The sequence below is a fragment of the Streptomyces sp. NBC_01017 genome (assembly GCF_045162795.1).
Classification (GTDB): Bacteria; Actinomycetota; Actinomycetes; order Streptomycetales; family Streptomycetaceae; genus Streptomyces; species Streptomyces machairae.
On sequence record NZ_CP108683.1, the window covers coordinates 1,950,007 to 1,974,294 of the forward strand.

The following is a 24,288-nucleotide window of genomic DNA, read 5'->3' on the forward strand; positions in this document are numbered from 1 at the left end:
TCGGCTCGCGCCGCTCGCTCAGGCAGCCCGACAGACGCCGACGTCGAACATGGCCGCGAGGATTAACTGACGCCAACTTCTTCTGAGTTGGCCGCTCGTTCCGGTCGTCCCGCTGGACGCCAGCCGCGGGCGCGGGCCCGGGGGAGGGTGAAAGCGGCCCAGAGGATGGCGAGTACGCCGGCGGAGCCGAGGAGGACGAAGAGGGTGGCTCGGCCGGTGGCGCGGTCGGCGGTGGAGGTGTCGCGGACGGTCACGGGATCCGCGGCGCCCTCGGTGCCGGACGGCGCACCCGAGTCGTCGAGGATCGTGGTCACGGCGGCGTAGGCGTCCAGTTGGGGGATGTCCGCCGGGTAGGCGGTCGCGGTCAGGCGGTGGATGACGGTGTCGGGCGCGTCGTCGGGGTGGGCGGCGCGGACCACCGCGGCGGCCCCGGCGGCGTAGGCGGCGGCCACCGAGGCGCCGGCGCCGAGGTAGTGGCCGTTGCCGCGCGGGCCCCCGGAGACCACCCCGGCGCCGGGAGCGGCCAGGTCGATGCCCGTGGTGGGCAGGGAGCCGTCGGGGCGGACGCCGCCGGGGAGCATGTCGGCGACCGAGAGGACGCCGGGTTCGCCGGCCGGCCAGTAGACGCGGGACGGGATCTCGTCGGTGCCGCCCCGGGAGGGCGGGTCAGGGGTGGCCGCGGCGACCACGACCGCGCCCCCACGGCGGGCCGCGGCGATCGCGTCGGTCAGCGCGGTGTCGCGGCTCGGCAGGGCCACCGTGACCGCGATCACCTCGGCGCCCGATTCGGTGGCCTCGCGTACCGCCGCCGCGACCAGTTCGGGGCTCGCCGCACCTCGCGTGTCGGTGCCGCGCAGCGCCAGGACCTTCGCGCCGGGGGCGGCCCCGGCGAGGCGCGGGCTGTCCCCGCCGGTGCCGGCGATCAGCCCGGCCAGGAAGGTGCCGTGCCCGACGCAGTCCTCGGCGGCCGCGCCCTGGGCGGTGACCCGGCCGTCGAGACCGGCGGCGTCGGGGGCGACGCCGGTGTCGATCAGGGCTACGGTCACGCCCGCACCGGTGCTGTGCCCGCGCAGCCGGTCCAGGTCGAGGCGCTGGCGCGACCAGTCCTGCTTCTTCGCCGTCTCCTTGGAGGCGGGGGTGCAGGCCGTGCCCTCGGCGTCCGGATCGAGCAGGGACGGCATGCCGGGGAGTTCCTGCCCCTTCTTCTCGTCGGCCGTCGGCGGGCGCGAGAGGGGTGCCGTCTGGGCCGGGACGGCCGTGGGCAGCAGCAGCGCGGCGGCGAGGCCGGCGCCGGACAGCAGGAGGGCGGTCCCGCGGGCGCGCGGCGTCATCGGGGAGCCGCCTTCGGGGCCGCGGCCGGGACGTCCTCGGGGATCAGGATGCGCAGGTCGTCCAGGGTGGGCGCGGACAGCGAACCGAGCCGTCCCGCCTGCCGGGTGACCATCGCCTCGACCACCTGGCGGGCCAGGCGGGCGTTACCGAACGAGCGGTCGCGGGGCAGCGACTCGAAGTACTCCCTGAGCAGCGGGCCGGTGCCGGGCCCGCATTCGTAGCCCATGCTCCCGGCCTGGCCGCGCACGATGGTGACGAGCTCCTCGGAGGAGTAGTCGGCGAAGGTGATCCGGCGCGGGAAGCGGGAGGACAGGCCCGGGTTGGAGGCGAGGAAGCGTTCCATCTCATCGGTGTAGCCGGCGACGATGACGACGACCTCGTCGCGGTGGTCCTCCATCAGCTTCAGCAGCGTGTCCACCGCCTCCTGGCCGAAGTCGGCGCCGCCGCCACGCGGGGTGAGGGTGTACGCCTCGTCGATGAACAGCACGCCACCGCGGGCCCGTTCGAAGACCTCGCGGGTGAGCTGGGCGGTGTGGCCGATGTAGCGGCCGACCAGGTCGGCGCGGGCCGCCTCGATCAGCTGGCCCCGTTGCAGGATGCCGAGCTGGGTCAGGATCTCGCCGTAGAGGCGGGCCACGGTGGTCTTGCCGGTGCCGGGAGGGCCGGTGAAGACCAGGTGGTGGCTGAGCGAGGGCACCGGCAGCCCGGCGGCGGCACGGTGGCGTGCGGTGGTGATGAGGTTGACCAGGTCGGCGACGTCGCGCTTCACCTCGGCCAGGCCGATCATGTCGCCGAGGCGCGTCAGCGGGTCGTCGTCCGGCGCGGCGGACTCGGCGGCCGTCGCGGCGGTGGCGGAGACGTCCTCCGGCAGCAGCAGCCGCAGGTCGTGCTCGCCCACCTGCGCCTGGGAGGCGAGCCGGACCGCCTGCCGGTCCACCATCTCCTCGAACACCCCGCGCGCGGCACGGCCGTTGCCGAAGCCCGCGTCCCTCGGCATCGCCTCGAAGTGCGCGGCCAGCGCCGCCGCGGTGCCCTCGCCCAGCTCGTACTGGTGCTGGGCGCACATATTCTCCATGATCGCGACCAGTTCGGGCACCGAGTAGTTCTCGAACTCGACGGTCCGTGAGAAGCGTGACGCCAGACCCGGGTTGGAGCCGAGGAAGGACTCCATCTCGCGGGAGTAGCCGGCCGCGACCACCACGACGTCGTCGCGGTGGTCCTCCATCAGCTTCAGCAGCGTGTCCACCGCTTCGCGGCCGAAGTCGGCGCCGCCGTTGCCGCTGTCCGCGGTGAGTGTGTACGCCTCGTCGACGAACAGCACGCCGCCGAGGGCTCGTTGGAAGGTCTCGGTGGTCTTGATCGCCGTACCGCCGACGACCTGCGCGACCAGGTCGGCGCGGGAGACCTCCACCAGGTGTCCGCTGCGCAGCGAACCCAGTTCGGCGAGGATCGCCCCGTAGAGGCGGGCCACGGTGGTCTTACCCGTGCCGGGCGGGCCGGCGAAGATCAGGTGCCGGCTCATCGGCGGGGCGGACATGCCGAGTTGTTCGCGGCGCTGGGCGAGCTGGGTCAGGTTGACCAGGGTGCCCACCTGCTGCTTGACGTTCTCCAGGCCGATCAGCGCGTTCAGGGCGCCGAGCGGGCCGTCCGCGCGGTCCGGCGGGGGCGCGTCCGCGGCGCCGGAGCCGGCCGGGTCGGTGTTCTCGGCGCTGCCGGTGCCCCAGGCGTCCCGCTTGCCGTTGCCGGTGCTGTTCAGGCCGTCCACGGCGAGCCGTTCGCCGGGCACGGTCTGCACCAGGCCGCCGCCCTCGTTCTCCCGGGCGAGGCAGTTCACGAGCGAGACCGGCGCGGTGGACTCCACCCGGAAGCCGTCCTGGGCGCCGCCGGAGACCTCGCAGCCGCTGAGCGAGGCGAGCGCGCCCTCGCGGAGCAGGAAGCCGTGGCCCTGGGCGGCGTGCACGGTGGTGCGGTTGGCGGTCAACTCGCCTCCCGCGGCGACCAGCACGCCCTCCTCGCCGGATATCTCGACGCGGAAGTCGCGCACGGTGACGTTGCCCCCGTCCTCCACGATCAGGCCGCTGGTGGCGGTGTCGGAGACCCCGCCGCCGGCCAGGTACAGGGTGCTGCCGGAGCCCACGCGCACACCCGCGCCCTTCGGCCGTACGATCTCGCAGTCCTCGGCACGGCCACGGGCGTCCTTGCCGGCCACGATGCCGTCACCGGCGGGCTCCACCAGGCGGGCCCGGCGCAGCAGCGGGTTGGCGCCGCCGCGCACCGAGACCGCGGGCGCGCCGCCGATCACTTCCAGCCGGTCCAGCTCCGGCGCCGAGTCCTCCTCCAGGAGCAGTCCGGTCTGTTCGCAGTCCCGGACGGTCAGGCCGGTCAGCGCCGGGGAGGCGGCCCCGGCGACGCGTACCGCGGCGCCCTGCGCACCGTCCACCCAGCAGTCCTCGAAGGTGCCACGGGCCCGGTCGGTGACCAGCACGCCCTGGCCGCGGGTGCGCGAGACGCGGCAGCGCCGCAGCACCGGGTCGCTGCCGGCGGCCAGCGTGATCCCGTTGCCGGAGGCGCCGGTGACGCGGACGTCCTCCAGCGTCGTGCGGCCCGCGCTGCTCAAGTGCACGCCCGTGCTGGTGTCGTGCACCACGGTGCGGATCACCGTGAGGGAGCAGTTCTGCTCCAGGGCGAGGGAGGGCTTGTCGGTGGAGGAGATGTCGCAGTCCTCGACGGTGCCGCGGGATTCGCCGTTGGCGAGCAGGCCGTTGCCGCGGGCGTCGCGCACCGTGCAGCCGCGGATGCGGGCCTCGCCCTGCTCGGCGAGGACCAGGCCGCTGGTGCCCAGGTGCTCCAGCGTGCAGGACTCCACGGTGGTGGGCGTGGTCGAGGTGACCACGATGCCCGCGCCCTGCGGGTTGCTCACCCGGCACTCCCGCAGCGCGAGCGAACCGGTGCCCCCGGCCAGCATCGCGGTCCAGGCGGCGCCGACGATCTCGCAGCCGTCGAGGGCGGCCTGCCCGCGCCGCACGTCCACGGCGGGCAGCTCGGCGTCGCCGCCGCGCAGGGTCAGTTCGGAGAGCATCACGGCGTCGGCCCGCAGCGAGAGGACGCTGCCAGAACGCGGCCGGATCTCGACGGTGCCCCGCCCTTCGGCGGCGGTGAGGGTGACCCTGGTGTTGATCACCAGGTTCTCGGCGTACGTCCCGGGCCGGACGCTGATGAGCGCACCGGTTCGGGCGGCCGCGAGTGCCTCACCGATCGTCCGGTAGCGGTCCCGGTCCCCCGGACCGACCGTCAGTACCTGGCGCGACACGCACCAACCTCCTTGCTCCGGCGGCGTCTTCTGCGGGCGCCCCTCGTCGGCGGCGCGTGTCGGCGGGCCGACCGTGCCATCATGCCCCGCCTTCGGGGCGTACGGATGCCGAGAGCGGTGTTCTCGGCCTGTGGGCGTCCGGTCAGACGCTCCACTTCTGGTTGTCGGTGCCGGCGCAGGTCCACAGTTGCAGCCAAGCCCCGTTGCCCCGGTTGTTGTCCTTGATGTCGACGCACTTGCCGACGACGGTGTTCACCAGGTCGTGCCGCTCGTTCAGGACGAACTTCTGGGCGGCGTTGCCGCTGCACCAGGCGATCTGGATGGGAGTGCCGTCGTTGTAGTTCGCGTTGGCCACGTCCAGGCACAGGCCGTTGATGCGGACGGTGCCGTCGGAGGCGAACTGCCACCTCTGCGCGGGGCCGTTGTTGCAGTCCCACACCATCAGCCGCTTGCCGTCGCCGAACTCGGCGTTCGGGACGTCGATGCAGCGGCCGGAGAGGTGGCTGCGCAGGGAGACCGGGGCGCTGAACGTCACGCCCGAACCGGCGTTGGCGGGCTTGTCGTCGCCGCCGGACTTGTTCCCGCCGCTGGGCTTCTCCGGCTGGTCCTGCCGGCCCGAGTCCCCCTTGGGACGGTCCTTCCGGCCGGCGTCCTGCTTCGGCGCGTCCTTGCCCGAGTTCTGCGCCGAGGTGCCCGCGGGAGCTTCCTTGGCCGGCTTGTCGGGCTTGGCGGACTCCTTCTTGCCGTCGCCCGAGGCACTGGTGTCGGGCTTGGTCACCACGAAGTCGCCCGGTGCTTCCGGCGAACCGCCGCCGAGTACGGTTCCTCCCGCCGGGGCCGTCTTGTTGTCCTTGTCGTCGCCCCCGGCGAGTACCAGGAACGGCACCGACACGAGCAGTGCCCCGGCGACCGCAGCCCCGGCCAGGGCCGCCCTGCCCGGCCGTCCCACCTGACCGGCCTCCTGCTGCGGCCGGTCGATGGCGGTCACGGTCATGGTGCGCACGAGTGCGGGCAGCCGGCTCTTGGCCGCAGCGGCGGCACCGGGGTCGGTGTCGGCCTCGGCCCCGGACCGGCTGCCGGACTCGGCCCCGCTCTCGGTGCTGGTCCCGGCCTCGGGCTCGGGCTCGGCCTCGGGCTCGGTGGTCTTGGCCTGTACGGCCGTTTCCTCCGACTCACCGGCCCTGGAACCGGCCTCGGCCCCGGTCTTCGCCTCTGCGGGCTCGGGTTCGGGCTCGGTGGCCGAGGCAGCCACGGCGGTGGCGGCGGTCGCGGCCGTCTCCTCGCCGTCGGAGCCGGACTCCGACCGTGCGGAGCCGGGGGTGTGCTGGACCGGACGCGTCACGGGGTCCTCCCTGTGATGTGGGGCCAGGGTTCAGGGGAGTTGTCGGTGCGGGCTGCGGAGGGAACCGCGGTCGCGGGACCGGTACGGTCCGCCGGGCCGGAGCGGGCGCCGACGCCCTCCTCCGCCGCTGCGTCCGCCGCGGACGCCCCCTCGGCACCCGGCCCGCGTCCGGGACCGAGGAGACTGTCCGCCGGGACGAGCAAGGGGGCCGCTGCCCCGGCGTTGACCATCAGCAAGGTGCCCGAACCGGTCAGGGAACGGGCCAACTCCCGGGCGGGGAGCGTGTCATGCCGAAGTGCCGCGGACATGAACTCGTGCGCCGGTGAGGTGAACAACAGCACCACCGGCGCCCCGTCCCGCCCGGCGGCCGTGAGCGGCCCGCCGTCCGGTCCGCGCACCACGGTGATGTCCGCTTCGGCGAGCGCCGTGAGGGCCTCGTCCACCGGTCCGTAGCCGGTGGCGGCCCGCTGTGCCGCCGCGTCCACCGGGTCGGTGGGCTCCGGCCAGCCGAGCACCCGTGCGGAGGGCCGGTACGCCGGGTTGGCGCGGTAGTCCCCCACGCTCCCGCTCTCGTCCGACTGCCACTCCCCCAGCACCGCCCACTCGGGCGGCGTCCGCTCGTCGGTCCACTCGGGGTCCACCATGCCGATCCAGTGCCCCGGCGCCCGGCGGGCGGCGGCCTGCACGGCCTCGGGTATGTCGGGGGTGTCGGTGGCCTCGACCGCGTCGGAGCCGGCCGGCTCCGACGCGACTGCGGGGCCGGAGCCGCCGGGCATCTCGGGCAGGGCGTCGTGCCCGCCCTCCTGCCGTTGTCCGGGCCGCATCTCCACCTGAACTCTTGTGTCCCTACGAATACTTGAGTGTCGAACTGCATGCATGCACGCCGACACTGATCAACTCGGGGCGCCAACAGGATGCCACACGAGCCTCCTCCGTGGCGGTGCGGGCGGAGTCCGTATCGGGTGCCTGCGTGCCCGTTTGCTGCCCGGGTGGGGGACGTTCCGGGAGCAGGGAGGCGTGGACGGACAAAGCGACGGGAGCGTTGGGGCGGGTGGGGCAGCTGATCGCCCCCGGTACAGGCTAAGTTGGGCTACGCCATCGGTCCGGTCGGCATACGGTGCCTTCCGGCCGGACGTCCGGGCCGGGGCCGTACGGGAGGACCGCACAGCTCGTAAAGGGCGTCGGACCAGCCTGCGGCCGCCACCGCGGCGGGTCCTGGGGAACTCGGCGACCGGGACCGGGCCGAACCGGTTCACCCCGGCGCGGCACTCGGCCAACGCCCGCCGGGTTTCCCGGTGTTCGTCCGGCCCGCCATCGCGCGGGCCCTGCACACCACCGACAGCTCCGCCACCGAGGAGGAGTACCGCATGTCCCCCCAGCAGCAGACCCCCGGCGCGAACGCCAAGGCGGCCGCCGCCCGCGAAGGGGAGGCCGGGTTACCGCCCACGCCCTCCGCCCCGGACGAGGCGGCGCCGAGTACGGCCGCAGCCCTCGAGGCGGCGTCCGGCAGCACCCCGGCAGGGGAGACCACCGCCACCGCACCTCCCTCCGAGGAGACCGCCGAAGCCGCGGCCCCGCCCGCGGCGGCAGCCGGGACGGCCGAGGCGCCCGAGGAGCGCGTCGCGGTGGCCGCGGCAGTGGGGACGACGCCTCCGGGCACCAAGACCGACACCGGTGTGGGCAGCGGCCGCCCCCGCAAGCCGGTCCTCGCGGGAGCCGCGATAGCCGGCGCGGTGCTCATCGCCGTACCGCTGCTGCTGGCCGGCAGCGCGAAGGACGACGGGCCCGGCGATTCCAAAGGGCTGACCGCGGGTTCCGACACCGTCCTCAACCCGAACTCCGCCCCCGCCGCCCTCGACGACTACGTGGCCGAGAAGCCCAACCCGTCCCCGACGAAGGCGAAGCCGAAGAAGAGCGAGCTTCCGAAGGTCGCCGCTCCCCCGCCCGCCGCGCCCTCCCCGGAGCCCCGCAAGACCAGCGCTCCCGCGAAACCGAAGCCGAAGCCGAAGCCCAAGGCGAGTCCGAAGCCGAACTGGAGCACCGAGAGCGTCTTCGCGACCAGCGTCCTGGAGGTCAGCCAGGCCTGGACCACCAACCGCATCCGGATGGTCATGCAGACCGACGGCAATCTCGTCGTCTACAACGAGCAGAGCAAGCCCATCTGGGCGTCCATGACCTTCGGCCAGAACCACCGGGCGATCTTCCAGCAGGACGGCAATCTCGTCATCCACAACGCCGAGGACCGCCCCATCTGGGCCTCCCAGACCTGGGGCAACGAGGGAGCCCAGCTGGTCCTGCGGGCCGACGCCAAGGTGGTCATCGTGAACAACGGCAGGGTGGTCTGGTCGACTTGACGCCCCTGGCGCGACGGGCTCCAGTCCGTCCCCGCCCACCCTCAGTGCCCGACCAGCTGGTCGGCCAGGCGGTGGGCCTGGGTGAGGAGGGTGCCGTAGGTCGCCAGGGTGTCGGGGTCGTCGGGGGCCGCGCCGAGCAGCCGTTGCCGTAGATCGTCCAAGGCGCGGTTCAGGTCCTCGACCACCTCGCGGAGCTCCTGGTCGGCCTGCTCGTCCTGCCCGCCGGGGGCGAACCGGCTGCGCGTGTAGAGCCGGATGGCACTGGCGCTGCTGTGCAGGAAGTCCGCGTACGGCTTCGCGGCGTGCGGGCCCGGTCGCCAGCCCTTGCGATCGTCGCCGGAGGACTCCAGGACGGCCCGGGTGACGCCCGCGGTGTGGACGGCGACGTAGTCGAGAACGGTGACCGCGTCGTCGTAGTCCTGGTCCGGCTGCGAGAAGACGCGGCTGCGGCTGCGGGGATTGACGCGCAGGCTCTCCCGGCTCCAGCCGACCGCCGCGTGGGCCTGGTCCACCAGGCGCCAGAGGCGCAGGGCACGCTCGTGCAGGGAACCGGCCGTGTGGGAGTCCCACTCGTCGGCGGCCAGCCGGTCGGCCACCCTGTCCAGGATCTCCTGCGCCTCGCCGGACGCGTCCTCCAGCGCGGCACGGGTGCTGCGCAGATACACCGGAGGCCTGATCAGCGCATTGACGGCGATACCGACGACCGCGCCGAAGACCGCCTCCGCGATCCGTGCCGCCGACGAGGTGATCGTGATCGGCCCGCCCGTCAGGACGAAGAGGGCGCCCGTGGCCGCGTAGACGCCCTGGCTGCCCAGTCGACGCCAGTTCCCCAGCAGCACGACCGCCGGGAGCACCAGCGCCATGGCCGCCATCGGGGAGTCCAGGAGCAGGGCGACGCCGGTGGCCACCACGGTTCCCGTGGCGATGGCCGCCAGCTGCTGCAGCCCGTGCGCGATCGACCGGTACACGGTCGACTCCACCAGCACGATCGCCACCCACGGGGCGATGAACGCCATCGGCGCCTGCAGCCACCAGCCCGCCACCGCCCACGCCACACACGCCGCCAGCGCGGCCTTGCCCGCCTGCATGGCCAGATCCCGCTCACGCCCCGGCTCCGCGATGGCCCGCCGGACGGCCTCTCCGGCGGCCCTGACGCGGGGGCGTACACCCAGCGCCCTTCCTCGCATCCCCTGCATGCGGGCCAAGTGCCCTCACTGACCGGGATGAATGCACCCGGCAGCGGGTGACGTACGCCCCGTCGCGCGGTGCCTCTGTCGCATGGCGCGGCCCCTCGAGTGGTGGGAACCTGGATGTGGTGCTGTGCGCCGCTCCGCGCTCTCGCGAGGAGGGATGGTCGTGGCCAAGCGTCTGGTCGTCTGCTGTGACGGCACATGGAACTTCGCCGACCAACCGAGCAAGACCAACGTCGCCAAGGTCGCCCTGTCCGTGCTCCCGGGGTTCGCCGCCGGTAAGGAGCAGCGCGTCCATTACCACAGCGGCGTGGGCACGCGACGGCGGGAGCGGTTGCGTGGCGGCGCGTTCGGCGCGGGTCTGTCCCGGAACGTCGTGGACGCCTACCGGTTCCTCGTCGAGACGTACGAGCCCGACGACGAACTCTTCCTTTTCGGCTTCAGCCGGGGCGCGTTCACCGCCCGCAGTCTCGCGGGACTGGTGCGTAACGGCGGCATCCTGCGGCGGGAGCACGCCGACCGGATCCCGGAGGCCTGGGCCCTGTACCGGGACCGGATCGAGCAACCGAACGGCGCGGCGGCCACGTTGTTCCGCCGCTCCTATGCGCGCGAGACGGAGATCCGTTTCATCGGGGTGTGGGACACGGTCGGTGCCCTCGGTATCCCCGTGCCCGGCCCCACGTGGCTGCAGCCCGCGGCGCACCGGTTCAACCGCCGCTGGGCGTTCCACAACACCGAGTTGAGCAGTTGGGTCCGGGCGGCGTTCCACGCACTGGCCATCGACGAGCAGCGCTCGGCGTTCCGGCCGGCGCTGTGGCACCAGCAGCCGGGCGCGGCCGAGCAGGGCCAGGAGCTCAAGCAGGTCTGGTTCGCCGGGGTGCACTGCGATGTCGGTGGCGGCTACAAGGAGACGGGACTGTCGGACATCCCCCTGCTGTGGATGGTCGATCAGGCCCGCAGACAGGGGCTGCAGTTCGACACCGACGTACTCAGCGCTGCCGGCCCCAAGGTGATGAAGCCCGAGCAGAGCATCGACTTCCGGGTACGGTCGGACGCCTTGGGCGACCTGCACGACTCTCGGACGGGTATGTACCGGCTGGCCAAGCCCCTGCACCGGCCGATCGGGGAAGCGGTCGACGCCGAGGGCGTGCCCGACGGCAACGAGTTCCTTGCGGTGCCCGCCAAGGAGCGCTACGACCGGGTCACGGGCTACCGGCCCCCGCAGTTGGAGCGCCGCCTGACCGCCCAGGACCGGATCCGGCTGGAGCCCGTCCTCCTGCCGGACCTCGCCACGGGCCTGCCGCCCCTGCCGCCCGCGTCGTCCGGCCCGGGGACGACGGCCGAAGCGCCGGGCGGCCTCGACCGTGCCCCATGACCCGCTGGTGACCCGCTATGACCCGCTCAGAAACGATTCCGGTGCTCAGGTACGCCTTGACGTCCAGGCACATGAAGTTGACCCGTCCCTCGAGGGGGTAGTTGAAGGTGATCCAGTAGTCGCGAACGCTCCGGTGCATGGTTCTGTCTTCCTGCCTCTGTCTTCCTGCCTCTGTCTCCTCGAAGCTCGGGAAGCATCCGAACGAATCCGGCCGAGGGCTCGACGCCGAGTTCGTCGTCCAGCAACCGGCGGAACGCCTCGTAGTGGCTCATCGCCTCGGCGACGTTGCCCTCCGCGAGATGTGCCGAGACCACGGCACGGTGCGCACTCTCCCGCAGCGGTTCCGCGCGTACGCTCGCCCAGGCCACTTCCATCGCCAGAGCGGGTCTGCCCTGCCGTATCAAGTCGTCGGCCACTGCGTCGAGTGCGTGCAGGCGCAGCTGCCGCAGGTGTTCGCGCTCCAGCAGTACCCAGTCCTCGTCCCAGCCCTGCAGCAGGTCCTCCCCCGTCAGCAGGGCGAGTCGGGGCAGGGCACGCAGCCCGGGGCAGTCGCCCTGCACCACACCGAGCGCCGTCTGCGTCAGGTCCTGGACGTCGACGCGCAGGGCGGGGGTGACGAGCAGTGCGTCTCCGCAGCAGCCGATCAGGGGCGGGTCGGCTCGCGGCAGCTTCCACAGCGTGGTGCGCAGGCTGCCCCTGGCGTGCCCCTCGGTGACCTCGGGCCACAGGGTGCCTGCGAGGACCGTTCGGGACACCCGTCCCCGCAGGCCCAGGAACGCCAGCATCCGCTGGCCGTTGCGGCACAACTCGACGTTCCCGGTGGCCAGTTCGAGCCGGAACTGGCCGAGCAGTTGCAGCAGAGGGGGAGCAGACGCCACGTAGATCGCCTCACGGACGGTGTTCCGTGTGGGTACGCCTGTGCAGGCCGTCCGGCCTCGTCGGCTGCGCGGCGTGTGGACCGCGCTCGTGGGTCGTCGGTGCGGCGCCGAGGGCTGATGCATCCTCCCGACGAGGCGTACCGTCACCATTCTCAGCCCCCTCGTTCACCAGCGGCAACTCGGGCGATTGCGCATCACCGATGACGGCCCAATGACGCTGCGCTGACACCGCTTCCGTATGTTCGAACACGGGGATCGGATCGGCGGCGTTCGATCCACGGGCCCCCGAACAGCCCGTCGCACCACGCCGGAGAGGACGGCCATGACTGCCACGGCGACCATCGACGAGGTCGTGAGATCTGGCCCTCCGGTGATCCTCTCTCAGCGGCTGCCCGTGACCGGATCGCGGTGGGAGTCCCGGTCTCCGCGGAGGGTACCCAGGAGATCTTCCTGTGACGACGTGCCGGGCTCCCTGACCGTCAACGAGGACGAGCGCGGCATGGGCCCCCGGTCGAAGCTCGCGCACTCGGAGGACGAGCACTCCTCCTACTACGTCAACCACCACGTCGACTGAGGGTCAGCTCGGGAGGATCCGCTCGGCCAGACGTGCACAGAGACCGGGAGCGAGCGGTCATGGTCGCTCTGTCCAACGTCCGGTTCGGCAAGCGCAACGAGGACGTACGCGCCGTACAGAAAGCCCTCATCAAGCGGGGCCGCAAGATCCCCGACGGAGCCACCGGCCTCTTCGGCGAACAGACCAAGGCCGCCTACCGCGCCGAACAACTCGCCCAGGGCTTCAAGGGCACCGACGCCGACGGCATCCCCGGCTGCGCTTCCTTGACCACCCTCGGCCGGCTCACCGGCTTCAAGGTCGACTGCCGGCACGCGTCGGACGGCGGCCGGGGAGGGATGGCCCTGGCCCAGGTCACCTTCCGCGATCCCGGCGACGAGTCGGGGGAGGCAGCAATGCGGCGCTATGCGCGCACGGCGTGCGAACTGACCGGCATGGAGCCGAAGTTCGGGGTTCCGGCGCTCACCACGATCGCCAAGCGCGAGTCCATCCACAACCATCCGAGGTTCCGGGTGAACACGAAGGACGTCAACGCGCACGGCCGGATCGCTCCGGACGGCCACCCGCTGAACTGCTCGCGGGGGGCCACGCAGTGCATCCCGTCCACGTTCGCCACCCACCACCAGGCGGGCACCGCCACCACGCCCTACAACGTGGTCGCCTGCATGTGCGCGACGGTCAACTACGTACGCCACCGCTATCACGTGAACCAGTCCGGCTCGAACTTCGCCGCCCGCGTCCAGCAGGCCGACCCGAGCCGACCTCCGCACGGGTACTAGGAGTCCCTCATGGTCGCACTGTCCAACGTCCGGTTCGGCAAGCGCAACGAGGACGTACGCACCGTACAAAAGGCCCTCATCAAGCGAGGCCGCAAGATCCCCGACGGAGCCACCGGCCTCTTCGGCGAACAGACCAAGGCCGCCTACCGCGCCGAACAACGCGCCCAGGGCTTCAAGGGCGCCGACGCCGACGGCATCCCCGGCTGCACCTCCCTGACCACCCTCGGCCGGCTCACCGGATTCAAGGTCGACTGCAAGGGTGCCCGCCCGGCTCCGCGGCCCTCCGGCAAGGGAGGACGCGTCGCCTCACCCGTGCCAGGCCACAAGGTCTCCTTCCCGTTCTTCGCACGCGGCGACTACGCCTGGAAGCCCGACGGTGTCGGCCGGCACACCGGGCAGGACTTCGCCGCGAGGTCCGGCGTGCCCGTGATCGCCGTGCGCGGCGGCACCATCGCCTGGTCGAACAACAAGGGCGGAGCGTACGGCCAGTGGGTCGGGCTGGCGGCGGACAACGGTCACGTCTACACCTACTGCCATCTCTCGCAGCGACAGGTCAGGACCGGTCAGCGCGTCGGCGCCGGGCAGCAGCTCGGCAAGGTGGGCAACACCGGCAACTCCAGCGGTCCGCACCTGCACTTCGAGATGTCGAAGGGCCGCAGCTGGTCGTACGGCGAAGTGGCGAGGCCCAGTTGGTGAGCCGACGCGGTGCAGGCCCGCACACCGCTCGCCCGTGGACGGGACGGGGTCAGGGCTCCGCCCCCACGACCGCGCTCACCTCGGCAAGGTGAGGATTTCGGCTCCGTCGCCGGTGATGGCGATCGTGTGCTCACTGTGTGCTGTACGGCAGCCCGTCGCGCTTCGGAGCGTCCACCCGTCGTCATCAGTGACGAGTTGAGCGGTGTCCGCCATGACCCATGGTTCCAGTGCCAGCAGCAGCCCTGGGCGCAGTTTGTATCCACGGCCGGGCCGTCCGGTGTTCGCAACGTGCGGGTCCTGGTGCATCGTCGACCCGATGCCGTGACCTCCGAACTCGGTGTTGATCGGGTACCCCGCCTCGCTGAGGACCGTGCCGATGGCATGCGAGATGTCGCCGATGCGGGCACCGGGCCCGGCAGCGGCGATCCCTGCGGCCAGCGCGCGTTCGGTCGCACTGATCATCGCGACGCTCTCCGGGGGCTTCGCGTCGCCCACGATGAAGCTGATGGCGGCGTCCGCAGCGACGCCGCCTCTGGAGACGGCCAGGTCGAGGGTCAGCAGATCACCGTCGGCCAGCGTGTGGTCGTACGGCCGTCCGTGGAGCACGGCGTCGTTGACGGCCGTGCAGATGTAGTGGCCGAACGGTCCGCGCCCGAAGGACGGCTCGTAGTCGACGTAACAGGACACCGCTCCCGCCTCGGCGATCATCGCCTTGGCCCATCGGTCGATGTCCAGCAGGTTCGTACCGATCGCGCTGCGGCTCCTCAGCGTCTGCAGGATGTCAGCGACCAGGGCGCCGGTGTCCCTTGCCCGGGTCAGCAGGGTGGGGTTCAAGATCTCGATCATGCGGCGCCCTTCTCATGCAACCAATAACTATACCGGTCAAACTATACCGGTATTAAAATTGGGGCTCAGGGGTGACAACAGTGCAACCGCGCGTGGCGGCCGGACAGATCTTGATCCACATCCCAGAGGCGTACGCCGAGGCACTCGCCCCGGTCCTGGCGCCCTCGCTGGATCGCCTCCTGGGCAGCGGACCGTCTCCCGCTCGTTCGCCGGCCGCCCGACTTCAGGCATCGCCTCAGGTCAACGAACCCTCCCCCGCGGCTTCAACGCCACCGCCGGCAGCTCAGGGGCAGGCAGCGGGTCCCCGTCGTACCCCCTCACCTCCCCGAACCGGGTTCCGGTCATCCAGTCGGCGCGGGCCTGTTCGATCTCTTCCTGCGACCGTCCGATCCAGTTCCAGAACATGATCAGCTCCTCCTCGAACGGCTCGCCGCCGAGGAGCATCAGGCCGGCGTCCGACTCGGCGCGCAGCGGGAGTTCGGTGCGGCCGCAGCCGAGGTAGAGCATGGAGCCGGGCAGCACCGGCACGCCGTCCACGTGGGCCTCGCCGGACATGGAAAGGACGGCGTACTCGAAGTCCGGCTCCAGGGGGAGGCGTACGTCCGCGCCGCGCGACAGGGTGAGGTCGGCGCCGACGATCGGGGTGTACGTCGTGCCGGGCGAGGTCGCTCCGTCGAGGCCGCCGAGGATCAGCGTGGCCCGCAGGCCCGGCGCCGTGACGACCGGCAGGTCGGCGTGGTGTTCGAAGTGCGGGTCGGTGTGCCGGTGGCCGTCCGGGAGGGCGACCCAGAGCTGGGCGCCGTGCAGGAGGCGGGCGTGTGACTTCGGGCTCTCCTCGGAGTGGCTGATCGCCCGGCCGGAGGTCATCAGGCCCAGCTCGCGCGGGTGGATCGTCTGGAGGCTGCCCGTCGAGTCCCGGTGCAGCACCTCGCCCTCGTGCAGCCAACTCACCGTCTGCAGACCCATGTGCGGGTGCGGCGGCACCTGCATGCCGGCCTCGTCGGCGATGTCGTCGGGACCGTAGTGATCGACGAAGCACCAGGCGCCGACCATGCGCCGGCCCAGGTTGGGCAGCAGGCGGCGGACTTCGGTGGATTCGCCGAGCTTGACGCGGCGAGGGCTGAGGAGTTCGCGTACGGGCTCTGCCACGACGAAACCGCGGCCGCCGCAGATGGCGGGCACCGCCTCGCGATCAAGATTGCTCATGGCGCCCAAACTAGCCCTGTCCGGGCCATCACGTCAGTCCGTCCCCCTGCGCTGTCCGGATGCCGTTGAGAAAATAGTAGCCATGGACATAGTAGCTATGTACTGTATCGGTCATGAGCAAGGGTTCCGAGAAGGCCACGCCCGGTTTCCTGGTGTGGCGCCTGTCCACGAAGTGGCGGGTCGCGGTCGACCGAGCCGTGGCCCCGCTGGGCCTCACCCACGCGCAGTACGCGCTGGTGGCCTCGCTGTACGGCATGCAGCGCCACGGTGAGCGCCCCAGCCAGCGGCGCCTGGCCGACCACACCGGGCTGGAGCCGCTGTACGTCTCCAAGCTGGCGCGCTCCCTGGAGAGCGCCGGCCTCCTCGAACGCACCCGGGACCCCCGCGACCCGCGCGCGGTGCAGCTGGCACTGACCGAGCAGGGCCGGGAGCGGACCCGGCAGGCGATCGAGGTCGTGCACGGGCTTCTGCAGCAGTTGCTGGCACCTCTCGGCGGCCTGGACAGCGTGCGGGCGCGGGAGTTCACCCGTGACCTCGCGGTCCTGCTCGACGCACCGCTTGACCCGCTTGACCCGCTTGCCCCAGACAGTGAGTCCGACAAGGAGTAGTCATGACCACCACCACTCCCCTGCTCGACCCCCGTGTCATAGCTCTGGCCCACTACGCGAGCCGCGCGCTTCTCGAGCGTGTGCTGGCCCGCCATGGCGCGACCTTCCAGCAGTCCGTCACCCTCCGGCTCGTCAAGGTCTCCGACGGCCCGGTCGAGCGCGACCATCTCGTCGACAGCGTCGTCGGCGCGCTGAAGATCGACGCCTCGGAGGCCCACTCCGTGGTCGACGAGCTGGTCGCCGCAGAGCTGCTGGCCCCGCAGGAGCCGTACCGGGTGCGGATCACGGACGCCGGACGGGAGTTGTACGAGCGGACCTCCGCCGAGACCGCTCCCATCTCCGCCCGGGTCTACGCCGACATCCCCACGGAGGACCTGGCAGCCGCCGGACGGGTCCTGACCCTCATCACCGAGCGGGCCAACGCCGAGCTCGCTGCCATGAACCGGTAGCCCCGAGACCCGGCACGAAGTAGTGGAATATTGAACCACCGTGCTCCGTTGACGGCCTCGAAGGAGGTCACGAGTGGACACGACGTACTACGACCACGGAACACCGGCCGAGCGCTGGGAGCGTGCGCGGATGTTCTTCGACGCCAAGGACTACGCCGCCGCGGCCCGCGTCCTGGGCAAGCTGGTCGAGGAGGTGCCGGAGCAGACCGGGCCCCGGCTGCTGCTGGCGCGCTCCTATTACCACTCGGCCCAACTGCGGCGCGCGGAGAGCGAGTTGCGGGTCGTCATCGAGCGCGACCCGGTCGAGCACTACGCCCGGCTGATGCTGGGCCGCACCCTGCAACGGCAGGGGCGGGACGATGAGGCGGAGCCGCATCTGCGCCTCGCCTCGGCGCTCGCGGGTGACTTCGAGCAGCTCTGAGCGGGGTCGAGCAGCAGCTCTTGGCGGCATCGACACGAGGGGCCCGGTTCCATATCGGAACCGGGCCCTCGTCTCTCGTCCGTCGGCTCTTGCGGCCGGCTTCCCGCCCGCCTAGTTCACTTCCGCGGGCCCCCGCTTCTCCCGCCGATGGGCCACCTCGCCAAGGACGACGTCCACGACGACGAACGCGGCCAGCGAGATGCCGAGCAGCGGCACGAAGTAGCCGACCACGGCGACGACCGCCACCAGCGGGACCAGGATCTGCGGGGGCACCTGCTGCCAGGCGCCGCGCGGGATCGGCCGGCCGAAGGCGGAGCCGCGGCCGCGCTGCCACCACATGCGGTAGCCCCACACGATCAGCAGGATCAGCGACAGCGCGAGCGCCATCAGGCCTATCTGGTTGACCAGACCGAAGAGGACCCCGGTGTGCAGGTCGATGCCCCAGCGGGTCAGCTTGGCGAGCACCGGGTATTCGGCGAACCGCAGCACGTCGACGACCTCGCCGCCGGCCGGGTCGATGGCGACCGAGTCCTGCTTCGTCGGCCAGCCGCGCCCCACCTGCCGTACCACGTACGCGGACGAGTCGTCGGCGGGCGGCACGATCTCCACGGGATCGCCGAGGCCCTCGGCGCGGGCGGACGCCAGGACCTTGTCGAGGCCGACGCCGTGCTCGCCGCTGCCACCCGTGGCGGCGGCGCCGCCGTGGCCCCCGTGTTCGCCGCCGGCCGTCGCCGAGATGGACGGCGTGGCCTGGCCGAGGGAGGTGCGCAGTTCGTCGATGTTGGCGCCGGCGTAGGCCGACCAGGTGAGGCCGGTCGCCGAGAGGAAGATGAACCCGATCGCGGCCCAGACGCCGACGGTGCCGTGCAGGCCGAGCGTGCGGCGGCGCCCGCTGGTGCCCCGCACCTTGCGCAGGGCGCGGCGGCGGGAGAACCACAGCACCAGGCCGCCGGCCGCGATCACCCACAGCCAGCTGGCGGCGAGCTCGCTGTAGTAGCGGCCGGTCTCTCCGAGGTGCAGGTCGCGGTGGAACTCGTCGATCCAGGTGCGCAGGGGCAGCGCGCCGGTCGAGCCGTACTGTTCGAGGGCGCCGCGTACCTCGGCGGTGTACGGGTCGACGAACACGGCCAGCGCGTGCTCGGCGTCGACGCCCTTGACGCCGGACAGCATGACCCTGGTCGACTCGTCGTCGGCCGGGGAGGGCCGTATCGCCGAGACCGTGCCCTCGGGGTGGGCCTTGCGCGCGGCGGCGACCTGCTCGGATATCGGCAGTTTCGCGTCGCCGACCGGGACGTACATCTCGTGGGCGTACACGATCTTCTCGGCCTGGAATGCTCCTGCGTACAGGAAGCCGGTGGCCGCGGCGACGAGCAGGAACGGCGCGACGAGCACTCCGGCGTAGAAGTGCAGGCGCAGGATCAGCGGGCGCAGCGGTGCCCATCTGCGGGGCGGCGACGCCGGTGCGTCGGGCTGCGTCGCCTCGTCCGTGGTGGTGGCGGGAGCGGTGGACATCGGCGGCTTCTCCGGGGGTGGGACGGGGAGTGGGGACGTTTCCTTCGGTGCTGTTGTGGTCCAGTAGTCGGACGAAGGGGCCGTCGAGTTCCGGGCATGTTAAGTGGCGTGCGTCACAAGGGAGTCGGCGAGCGGCGAGGGTGCCGTGGCATGCTGGCGCGATGGCACTTCCGAACGAGCGCGCCCCCTTGGCCGAGCAGGTCGAGCAACTCCTGGCCACCGAGGGACCGTTGCCCATCGTGGCGGCCGGCGACCCGGTGCTGCGGCGTCCCACCGCGCGCTTCGACGGCCAGCTGGACCCGGCGCTGCTGTCCCGCTTCGTCGAGGCGCTCCGGGTCACCATGCGCGCGGCGCCGGGCGTCGGCCTCGCCGCACCGCAGGTCGGTGTGGGGCTGCGGATCGCGGTGATCGAGGACCCGGCGCCGGTGCCGGAGGACGTGCGGCTGGTGCGCGGGCGGGTGCCGCAGCCGTTCCGGGTGCTGGTGAACCCGTCGTACGAACCGGTAGGCGGCGCCCGTGCCGCGTTCTTCGAGGGCTGCCTCAGCGTGCCGGGCTATCAGGCAGTGGTGGCCCGGCCGGGCGAGGTGCGGCTGACCGGCGAGGACGAGCACGGGCACGCGGTCGACGAGGTGTTCACGGGGTGGCCCGCCCGTATCGTGCAGCACGAGACGGACCACCTCGACGGCGTGCTCTACCTGGACCGGGCCGAGTTGCGCTCACTCTCCTCGAACCAGGCGATGGCCGAGCGCTGGGCCCAGCCCGCCCCGGGCGAGGCGGCGCTGGCCCTCGGCTTCGAACTGCCCCACTGAGTACGTCAGTTGTCGCGGTACGACTCCAGCAGCCGCAGCCACACCTCACTGATCGTCGGATACGACGGAACCGCGTGCCACAGCCTGCTGATCGGCACCTGTCCGACGACCGCGATCGTCGCCGAGTGGATGAGTTCGCCGACGCCCGGGCCGACGAACGTGACGCCGAGCAGGATCTCGCGCTCCAGGTCGACGACCATGCGGGCGCGGCCCTTGTAGCCCTCGGCGTACACCGACGCCCCCGCGACCGAGGCGAGGTCGTAGTCGACGGCGCGGACCCGGTGACCGGCCTGTTCCGCTTCGGCCAGGGAGAGGCCCACGGACCCGGCCTCGGGGTCGGTGAAGACGACCTGGGGGACGGCGGCGTGGTCGGCGGTGGCGGAGTGGGCGCCCCACGGGTCCGATTCCAGGAGGGGGACTCCGGAGGCGCGGGCGGCGATGGCCGCGCCCGCGATGCGGGCCTGGTACTTGCCCTGGTGGGTGAGGAGGGCACGGTGATTGATGTCGCCCACCGCGTAGAGCCACTCGCTGCCGGTGACGCGCAGGCTGTCGTCGACCTCCAGCCAGGAACCCGGCGTCAGACCGACGGTGTCCAGGCCGAGGTCGTCGGTGCGCGGGGCGCGTCCGGTCGCGAAGAGGATCTCGTCGGCCTCGATACGGCCGCCGCTGTCGGTGACGACCACGACCGTGCCGTTCTCACGGGTCACCGACTCGACCGACGTACCGGTGCGGACGTCGACGCCGGCCTCGGTGAGCGCCTCGGCGACCATCTCGCCGGCGAAGGGCTCCATGCGGTTGAGCAGGCCCTTGCCGCGGACCAGGAGCGTGACACTGGAGCCGAGCGCCTGGTAGGCGGTGGCCATCTCGGTGGCGACCACTCCCCCGCCGACCACGACCAGCCGGCCGGGCACGGACTGCGCGCTGGTGGCCTCGCGGCTGGTCCACGGCTTGACCTCGGCGAGTCCGGGCAGGTCGGGGAGCATGGCGCGGGTGCCGGTGGACAGGGCGACTGCGTGCCGGGCGGTCAGCACGTGGCGTGCGCCGTCGGGCCCGGTCACCTCCACCGTGCGGGGTCCGGTGAGGCGGCCGTGGCCGCGGTGGAAGTCGGCGCCGATGCCGGACAGCCATTGGACCTGGCCGTCGTCGTTCCAGTTGCCGGTGAACTCGTTGCGCCGGGCCAGGACGGCAGCCGCCTCCAGGGGGCCCTGTACCGAGTGGCTGAGCCCGGGCAGGCGGCGGGCGTCCGCCTGGGCGATGACCGGGCGCAGCAACGCCTTGCTGGGCATGCACGCCCAGTACGAGCACTCCCCGCCGACCAGCTCGCTCTCCACCACCGCGGTGGTCAGACCGGCGGCACGGGTGCGGTCGGCGACGTTCTCCCCCACCGGCCCGGCTCCGACCACCACGACGTCGTACACGTTGGAATCCGTTTCCGTCATGTGGTCAGTCTTACGGGTGGTGTGCGGAGTGGCCACACGGGTACGCGCGCGGAATACGCGGCCGTACGGTCCTGTTGACGCCGACGGCACCGCCCCGACACCAGGAAGAGGGAAAACGCCATGAGCAGCACCGTGGAGCTCACCAAGGAGAACTTCGATGAGACGGTCACGGACAACGAGTTCGTCCTGATCGACTTCTGGGCGTCCTGGTGCGGGCCGTGCCGTCAGTTCGCCCCCGTTTACGAGAAGGCCGCCGAGGAGAACCCGGACCTTGTGTTCGGCAAGGTCGACACCGAGGCGCAGCCGGAGCTTGCCGCCGCCTTCGGTATCCAGTCGATCCCGACGCTGATGATCGTCCGTGACCGTGTCGCCGTGTTCGCGCAGCCGGGTGCCCTGCCCGAGGCCGCCCTGGCGGACGTCATCGGGCAGGCCCGCAAGCTCGACATGGACGAGGTCCACAAGGCCGTCGCCGACCAGCAGGAGCAGGCCGACCAGAACGGCCGGTGACGCCCTGCTCTAGAAGGGGTACGCCGCCACGTCACCACGCACCGTCGTCCAGCGCACGTCGGTGAACGCGTCCAGGTTGGCCTCGCCGCCGAACCGGGCGCCGGTGCCGGAGGCGGCTATTCCGCCGAAGGGGGCGACGGCCTCGTCGTTCACGGTCTGGTCGTTGATGTGCACGATGCCGGTCGGGATGCGCTCGGCGAGGTCGAGGCCCCGGGCGGCGTCCCTGGTGACGATGCCCAGGGAGAGGCCGTAGGAGCTCGCCGCGGCGAGGGCGGCGGCCTCGTCGACGGTGGTGAAGGGGCGTACCGGCGCGACGGGCCCGAAGACCTCCTCGGTGTACGCGGGGGTCCGGTCGTCGACGCCGGCGAGCACCGTCGGCCGGTAGAACAGCTGCTCGTGGCTGCCGCCCGCGGCGAGCTTGGCCCCCCGGGAGGTACTGGCCTCGACCAGACCGTGCACCTTCCCCAGCTGCCCCGAGTCGATGAGCGGCCCGAGGTGGACCTCGGAGCGGTGCGGGTCACCCACGGCGAGGCCGTCGGCCTTGGCCGCGAGCCGCTCGACGTACTCCTCGTACAACGACTGGTGGACCAGGTGGCGGCCGGTCGTCATGCAGATCTGGCCCTGGTGGAAGAAGGACCCCCAGGCGGCGGTGGAGATCACCGCGTCGAGGTCGGCGTCCTCCAGCACGATCAGGGCGGAGTTGCCGCCCAGCTCCAGATGGACGCGCTTGAGGTGGCGCCCGGCGGCCTCGCCGACGGCCCGGCCCGCGGCCGTGGACCCGGTGAAGGAGATGACGGGCACCCGCGGGTCGGCGACCAGCGCCTGGCCCGTCTCCGCGCCGCCCGGCAGGATGTGCAGCAGTCCCTCGGGCAGACCGGCCTCCGCGAAGACCGCGGCCAGCGAGAGCCCGCCGCATACCGCCGTGCGCGGATCCGGCTTCAGCACGACGGCGTTGCCGAGCGCGAGGGCCGGGGCGACGGAGCGGATGGACAGGATCAGGGGGGCGTTGAACGGCGCGATCACGCCGACGACACCCGCGGGAACCCGGCGCGTGTACGACAGGCGGGGCGCCTCGCTGGGCAGGACCTGCCCGGCCGGGCGGGAGGCGAGTGCGGCGGCCTCGTAGCACTCCTGGGAGGCCACGTGCAGCTCGAAGTCGGCCTTGCCGGGTATCGAACCGGACTCGCGGACCAGCCATTCGCGCAGCTCGTCGGCGTGCGCGGCGAACAGGTCACCGGCCTTGCGCAGCACCCCGGCGCGCACGAAGTGCGGGACGCGGGCCCACTCGGCCTGGGCGGCGCGGGCGGCCTCGGCGGCGGTGGCGACGTCCTCGGCGGTGGCCAGGGTGACGGTGCCGAGCGTGTCGCCGGTGGCGGGCTCGGTGACGGTGTACTCGTCTCCCGACAGGGGGCGGGACTGCCAGGCCTTGGGGTCGAGCAACGGCATGTGCGAATCTCCGTTCGATCACCGGCGGGACTCACGTGAGGAGCGGAAGTCCCGAGTAGTTGGCCGCCAGTTCGGCGGCGGCGTGACGGGATGCGGTGATCCGGCGCAGACGTGCGAGCTGCATCCGGTGGTCGAAGGCATCCCCGTCTGGTTGAGCGTGCAACATCCTAGTCATGTCGTCGGAGAAACGGGTCGCCTGCCACACCCGCTGGAGGCACAACTCGGAGTAGTTGTCCAGGAGTTGTGCGTCCCCTGTGCGGTGCAGCTCGATGAGGGCGCGGGCCAGGACCCGTACGTCCGACACGGCGAGGTTGAGTCCCTTGGCGCCCGTCGGCGGGACGATGTGGGCTGCGTCGCCGGCGAGCAGGAGCCGTCCGTGGCGCATCGGTTCGTGGACGTAACTGCGCATCGACGTCACGGACTTGGCGGTGATGGGCCCGCGGTTCAGGGTCCAGTCGGCGTCGATCGCGAAGCGGGCGGCGAGTTCGTCCCAGACGCGGTCGTCGGGCCAGCCGTCGGGATCGGTGCCGACCGGGACCTGGAGGTAGAGCCGGGAGACGGACGAGGAGCGCATGCTGTGCAGCGCGAAGCCGCGTTCACCCCGCGCGTAGATCAACTCGCCGCCGGACGGCGGCACTTCGGCCATGATGCCGAGCCAGGAGTACGGATAGTCGTGCGCGTACGAGCTGCTGATCCCGGCCGGGAAGGTGGCGCGGGAGATGCCGTGGAAGCCGTCGCAGCCGGCGACCCAGTCGCAGGTCAGCGTCTGTTCGCGGCCTTCGTGCCGGAACCGTACGACGGGCGTGGCGCTCTCCGGCTGCTCGACGGCGAGCGCCGCGGCCTCGAACAACAGCGGTGGGCCGTCGGCGAGTTGGAGCGCGACGAGGTCCTTCACGATCTCGGTCTGGGCGTAGATCGTGACCGTGTGGCCGCCGGTGAGAGCCGGGAAGTCGAGGTGGTGGCGTTCCCGGTCGAAGCGCAGCTCGATGCCCTGGTGCACCAGGCCCTCCGCCTCCAGCCGCTCGGCGGCACCGGCCTCGTGCAGCGCGTCGACCGTGCCCTGCTCCAGCATCCCGGCCCGCTGGCGCTGCTCGACGTAACTGCGCGTCCTGCTCTCCAGGACCACGCAGTCGATGCCCGCGCGGTGCAGCAGGCGGGCGAGGAGGAGCCCGGCGGGGCCGCCGCCGATGATGCCGACCGTCGTGCGCATTCCACGCC

At 72.1% G+C, this 24,288-nt stretch carries 20 protein-coding genes and 1 pseudogene; 9 read left to right on the forward strand and 12 right to left on the reverse strand.

Going from position 1 to position 24,288, the window contains the following annotated elements:
* Positions 1-62: 62 nt before the first annotated feature.
* From OG331_RS09075 to OG331_RS09090, 4 genes are all read right to left on the reverse strand, one after another.
* On the reverse strand, positions 63-1,331 hold the full coding sequence (locus OG331_RS09075) for a S8 family serine peptidase (RefSeq protein ID WP_406193780.1): 1,269 nt from the start codon (positions 1,329-1,331) through the stop codon (positions 63-65).
* Entirely contained in the window at positions 1,328-4,642 is a 3,315-nt protein-coding gene (locus OG331_RS09080) for a right-handed parallel beta-helix repeat-containing protein (RefSeq protein WP_406193782.1), read from the reverse strand. Before OG331_RS09080 ends, OG331_RS09075 begins: the two co-directional genes overlap by 4 nt.
* 142 nt (positions 4,643-4,784) lie before the next feature.
* Positions 4,785-5,984: a ricin-type beta-trefoil lectin domain protein gene (locus tag OG331_RS09085; protein ID WP_406193784.1), complete on the reverse strand. Its 1,200-nt coding sequence runs from the start codon at positions 5,982-5,984 to the stop codon at positions 4,785-4,787.
* Entirely contained in the window at positions 5,981-6,760 is a 780-nt protein-coding gene (locus tag OG331_RS09090; RefSeq protein WP_406209858.1) for a type VII secretion system-associated protein, read from the reverse strand. Before OG331_RS09090 ends, OG331_RS09085 begins: the two co-directional genes overlap by 4 nt.
* A 591-nt stretch (positions 6,761-7,351) precedes the next feature.
* On the opposite strand from OG331_RS09090, the gene OG331_RS09095 reads away from it, so the two are divergent.
* Positions 7,352-8,338 carry a mannose-binding protein gene (locus tag OG331_RS09095; RefSeq protein ID WP_406209861.1) on the forward strand — a complete coding sequence of 329 codons (987 nt, stop codon included), beginning with the start codon at positions 7,352-7,354 and terminating at the stop codon, positions 8,336-8,338.
* 41 nt (positions 8,339-8,379) lie between these two features.
* Here OG331_RS09095 and OG331_RS09100 read toward each other — a convergent pair whose 3' ends face one another.
* Positions 8,380-9,534, reverse strand: coding sequence for an FUSC family protein (locus OG331_RS09100; RefSeq protein WP_406209864.1), 1,155 nt, complete (start codon positions 9,532-9,534; stop codon positions 8,380-8,382).
* 160 nt (positions 9,535-9,694) lie between these two features.
* Between OG331_RS09100 and OG331_RS09105 the strand changes: the two genes are divergently transcribed.
* On the forward strand, positions 9,695-10,903 hold the full coding sequence (locus tag OG331_RS09105; protein WP_406193786.1) for a DUF2235 domain-containing protein: 1,209 nt from the start codon (positions 9,695-9,697) through the stop codon (positions 10,901-10,903).
* 26 nt (positions 10,904-10,929) lie between these two features.
* Here the strand turns inward: OG331_RS09105 and OG331_RS09110 are convergent, their stop codons facing one another.
* Positions 10,930-11,781, reverse strand: coding sequence for a BTAD domain-containing putative transcriptional regulator (locus OG331_RS09110; protein ID WP_406193788.1), 852 nt, complete (start codon positions 11,779-11,781; stop codon positions 10,930-10,932).
* A 633-nt stretch (positions 11,782-12,414) separates the two neighbouring features.
* Here OG331_RS09110 and OG331_RS09115 point away from each other — a divergent pair.
* Positions 12,415-13,131, forward strand: coding sequence for a peptidoglycan-binding protein (locus tag OG331_RS09115; RefSeq protein WP_406193790.1), 717 nt, complete (start codon positions 12,415-12,417; stop codon positions 13,129-13,131).
* 9 nt (positions 13,132-13,140) lie between these two features.
* The gene (locus OG331_RS09120; protein WP_406193792.1) at positions 13,141-13,827 is read left to right on the forward strand and encodes a peptidoglycan DD-metalloendopeptidase family protein; all 687 of its coding nucleotides are present in this window, start codon (positions 13,141-13,143) and stop codon (positions 13,825-13,827) included.
* A gap of 75 nt (positions 13,828-13,902) precedes the next feature.
* Here the strand turns inward: OG331_RS09120 and map are convergent, their stop codons facing one another.
* Together map and OG331_RS09130 are read right to left on the reverse strand one after the other, a co-directional pair.
* A complete protein-coding gene (gene map, locus OG331_RS09125) occupies positions 13,903-14,673 on the reverse strand; it encodes a type I methionyl aminopeptidase (protein WP_406193794.1) in 771 nt (256 codons plus the stop codon).
* A gap of 240 nt (positions 14,674-14,913) precedes the next feature.
* Complete coding sequence (locus OG331_RS09130) at positions 14,914-15,879, reverse strand: pirin family protein (RefSeq protein ID WP_406193796.1); 966 nt, start codon at positions 15,877-15,879, stop codon at positions 14,914-14,916.
* A gap of 113 nt (positions 15,880-15,992) precedes the next feature.
* Here OG331_RS09130 and OG331_RS09135 point away from each other — a divergent pair, with 113 nt between their 5' ends.
* The 3 genes from OG331_RS09135 (at position 15,993) to OG331_RS09145 (ending at position 17,357) form a co-directional block, all read left to right on the forward strand.
* A complete protein-coding gene (locus tag OG331_RS09135; protein WP_406193798.1) occupies positions 15,993-16,487 on the forward strand; it encodes a MarR family winged helix-turn-helix transcriptional regulator in 495 nt (164 codons plus the stop codon).
* A 2-nt stretch (positions 16,488-16,489) separates the two neighbouring features.
* A complete protein-coding gene (locus OG331_RS09140; RefSeq protein WP_406193800.1) occupies positions 16,490-16,936 on the forward strand; it encodes a MarR family transcriptional regulator in 447 nt (148 codons plus the stop codon).
* Between the two features lie 73 nt (positions 16,937-17,009).
* Positions 17,010-17,357, forward strand: coding sequence for a tetratricopeptide repeat protein (locus tag OG331_RS09145; RefSeq protein WP_328877608.1), 348 nt, complete (start codon positions 17,010-17,012; stop codon positions 17,355-17,357).
* A 111-nt stretch (positions 17,358-17,468) separates the two neighbouring features.
* Here the strand turns inward: OG331_RS09145 and OG331_RS09150 are convergent, their stop codons facing one another.
* On the reverse strand, positions 17,469-18,869 hold the full coding sequence (locus tag OG331_RS09150) for a PepSY-associated TM helix domain-containing protein (RefSeq protein ID WP_406193802.1): 1,401 nt from the start codon (positions 18,867-18,869) through the stop codon (positions 17,469-17,471).
* A 161-nt stretch (positions 18,870-19,030) separates the two neighbouring features.
* Between OG331_RS09150 and OG331_RS09155 the strand changes: the two genes are divergently transcribed.
* Positions 19,031-19,678, forward strand: coding sequence for a peptide deformylase (locus OG331_RS09155; protein WP_406193804.1), 648 nt, complete (start codon positions 19,031-19,033; stop codon positions 19,676-19,678).
* A 5-nt stretch (positions 19,679-19,683) separates the two neighbouring features.
* Here OG331_RS09155 and OG331_RS09160 read toward each other — a convergent pair whose 3' ends face one another.
* A complete protein-coding gene (locus OG331_RS09160; protein WP_406193806.1) occupies positions 19,684-21,117 on the reverse strand; it encodes a dihydrolipoyl dehydrogenase family protein in 1,434 nt (477 codons plus the stop codon).
* Positions 21,118-21,231: 114 nt separating this feature from the next.
* Between OG331_RS09160 and trxA the strand changes: the two are divergent.
* Positions 21,232-21,624 (forward strand): annotated as a pseudogene (gene trxA / locus OG331_RS09165) (thioredoxin); the annotation flags it as partial.
* Between the two features lie 9 nt (positions 21,625-21,633).
* Here trxA and OG331_RS09170 read toward each other — a convergent pair.
* Positions 21,634-23,070, reverse strand: coding sequence for a benzaldehyde dehydrogenase (locus tag OG331_RS09170; protein WP_406193808.1), 1,437 nt, complete (start codon positions 23,068-23,070; stop codon positions 21,634-21,636).
* Positions 23,071-23,101: 31 nt separating this feature from the next.
* Positions 23,102-24,280, reverse strand: coding sequence for a 4-hydroxybenzoate 3-monooxygenase (locus OG331_RS09175; RefSeq protein ID WP_406193810.1), 1,179 nt, complete (start codon positions 24,278-24,280; stop codon positions 23,102-23,104).
* Positions 24,281-24,288 lie beyond the last annotated feature (8 nt).

Excerpts from the sequence above, each read along its gene's own strand:
- OG331_RS09160 (WP_406193806.1), bottom strand. The coding sequence starts at position 21,117 with ATGACGGAAACGGATTCCAACGTGTACGACGTCGTGGTGGTCGGAGCC.
- OG331_RS09120 (WP_406193792.1), top strand. The coding sequence starts at position 13,141 with ATGGTCGCACTGTCCAACGTCCGGTTCGGCAAGCGCAACGAGGACGTA.
- OG331_RS09175 (WP_406193810.1), bottom strand. The coding sequence starts at position 24,280 with ATGCGCACGACGGTCGGCATCATCGGCGGCGGCCCCGCCGGGCTCCTC.
- OG331_RS09140 (WP_406193800.1), top strand. The coding sequence starts at position 16,490 with ATGACCACCACCACTCCCCTGCTCGACCCCCGTGTCATAGCTCTGGCC.
- OG331_RS09155 (WP_406193804.1), top strand. The coding sequence starts at position 19,031 with ATGGCACTTCCGAACGAGCGCGCCCCCTTGGCCGAGCAGGTCGAGCAA.
- OG331_RS09115 (WP_406193790.1), top strand. The coding sequence starts at position 12,415 with ATGGTCGCTCTGTCCAACGTCCGGTTCGGCAAGCGCAACGAGGACGTA.
- OG331_RS09135 (WP_406193798.1), top strand. The coding sequence starts at position 15,993 with ATGAGCAAGGGTTCCGAGAAGGCCACGCCCGGTTTCCTGGTGTGGCGC.
- OG331_RS09090 (WP_406209858.1), bottom strand. The coding sequence starts at position 6,760 with ATGCCCGGCGGCTCCGGCCCCGCAGTCGCGTCGGAGCCGGCCGGCTCC.
- OG331_RS09095 (WP_406209861.1), top strand. The coding sequence starts at position 7,352 with ATGTCCCCCCAGCAGCAGACCCCCGGCGCGAACGCCAAGGCGGCCGCC.
- OG331_RS09130 (WP_406193796.1), bottom strand. The coding sequence starts at position 15,879 with ATGAGCAATCTTGATCGCGAGGCGGTGCCCGCCATCTGCGGCGGCCGC.
- OG331_RS09170 (WP_406193808.1), bottom strand. The coding sequence starts at position 23,070 with ATGCCGTTGCTCGACCCCAAGGCCTGGCAGTCCCGCCCCCTGTCGGGA.
- OG331_RS09150 (WP_406193802.1), bottom strand. The coding sequence starts at position 18,869 with ATGTCCACCGCTCCCGCCACCACCACGGACGAGGCGACGCAGCCCGAC.
- map (WP_406193794.1), bottom strand. The coding sequence starts at position 14,673 with ATGATCGAGATCTTGAACCCCACCCTGCTGACCCGGGCAAGGGACACC.
- OG331_RS09075 (WP_406193780.1), bottom strand. The coding sequence starts at position 1,331 with ATGACGCCGCGCGCCCGCGGGACCGCCCTCCTGCTGTCCGGCGCCGGC.
- OG331_RS09100 (WP_406209864.1), bottom strand. The coding sequence starts at position 9,534 with ATGCAGGGGATGCGAGGAAGGGCGCTGGGTGTACGCCCCCGCGTCAGG.